General features: G+C 57.4%; 3 pseudogenes. 2 read left to right on the forward strand and 1 reads right to left on the reverse strand.

What is annotated here, in order from left to right:
• Together AWB67_RS37980 and AWB67_RS43835 are read left to right on the forward strand one after the other, a co-directional pair.
• Window positions 1-683: pseudogene (locus AWB67_RS37980) on the forward strand (TolC family protein); the annotation flags it as partial.
• Window position 684: 1 nt separating this feature from the next.
• Window positions 685-870, forward strand: a pseudogene (locus AWB67_RS43835) (IS6 family transposase); the annotation flags it as partial.
• 42 nt (window positions 871-912) lie between these two features.
• On the opposite strand, the pseudogene AWB67_RS37985 reads toward AWB67_RS43835, so the two are convergent.
• A pseudogene (locus AWB67_RS37985) lies at window positions 913-1,221 on the reverse strand (transposase family protein); the annotation flags it as partial.
• Between the last annotated feature and the right edge of the window lie 81 nt (window positions 1,222-1,302).

The following is a 1,302-nucleotide window of genomic DNA, read 5'->3' on the forward strand; positions in this document are numbered from 1 at the left end:
GGTGAAGGATTCCGCCGAAGCCGGCGCCGAACTCGCGCTGCGGATGCAGCAAGCGGGCAATTTCAGCAAGCTCGACTACGCGCGTGAGCAGGCTTTCTACGCTGATTCGGTCGCTCAACTCGCAAAGACGCGCCAGCAGTCCTTCGCTGCCCAAGAGAAGCTTACTCGCACGATGGGCCTATGGGGGGGCGGAAACGCAGTACAGGCTGCCCGACCGTCTTCCGGACATCCCCAAGGACCGGCCCGAGTTGCACGACCTTGAAACCTTCCCGATGCAGAACCGGCTGGACATCCAGGCGGCGCGAGTGCAGACGCAAAGCGTCGGGTCCTCGTTGGGTCTTAGCAAAGCGACGCGGTTCATCAACGCGCTGGACCTCGGGTATCAGAACAATTTTACGATGTCCGATGGCCACGAACAGGGCTACGAAATCAGCGTCGAGATTCCCATTTTCAACTGGGGCGGCTCGAACGTGGCGCGCGCGAAAGCGATTTATATGCAGTCGGTCAATCGCGTCGCCGAGACCGCGATTAACACGCGGTCCGAAGTTCGCGAATCGTATTTGGCCTATGTGACCGACTACGACATAGCCGAGCACTACCGCGACGAAGTCGTCCCGCTCCGCAAAGCGATTTCTGACGAACTGCTGCTTCGCTACAACGGCATGCTCGCCAGCGTGTTCGAGCCATCGAAACATCAAGTCCAGAACGAACGCGATAGTCGGCTTCAAGCGGTTCAAAAGTGCTGCGGCCACGATTTCAGGAATTGAATTGATGCATCGTATTCGCAATGGATAGTTCGATCTCGCGAAGCTCGGCCTCAAGGATACCGCCGCGCTCGCCGTATGGAATGGCGCCCTGTCCAATCGATAAGGCATCCTACCAATATGGATTTTCTAAACCGACTTACCTATTTTCACCAGAACCCTGATCGACTGCTCGCCACAGCAGATAAGGCTCGCCGCGCAATGTCACAAACACTTCGTCCAGATGCCATGTGGTGCCGGGCTTGCGGCGAGCAGCCTTAACGCGATGGGCAAAGCCCGCGCCAAACTTGTCGCACCAGCGCCGAATCGTTTCGTAACTGATGACAACCCCGCGCTCGAACAGTAACTCGTTGATATCGCGAAGGCTCAGTTGGAAGCGAAAATACCAGCGCACGGCGCAGCTAATAACAGCAGCCGGAAAGCGGTGACCATGATAGAGCGTTTTCGATTTCTTCATCGCGTCACCTTACGCGACGTCCACCACAACGTGACAGCGCCGTTTCTACAGGTCTGGGGCGTCTCCGGTCTGCCCTTCGAC

This window comes from Caballeronia terrestris (genome assembly GCF_001544515.1).
GTDB classification, from domain to species: Bacteria; Pseudomonadota; Gammaproteobacteria; order Burkholderiales; family Burkholderiaceae; genus Caballeronia; species Caballeronia terrestris.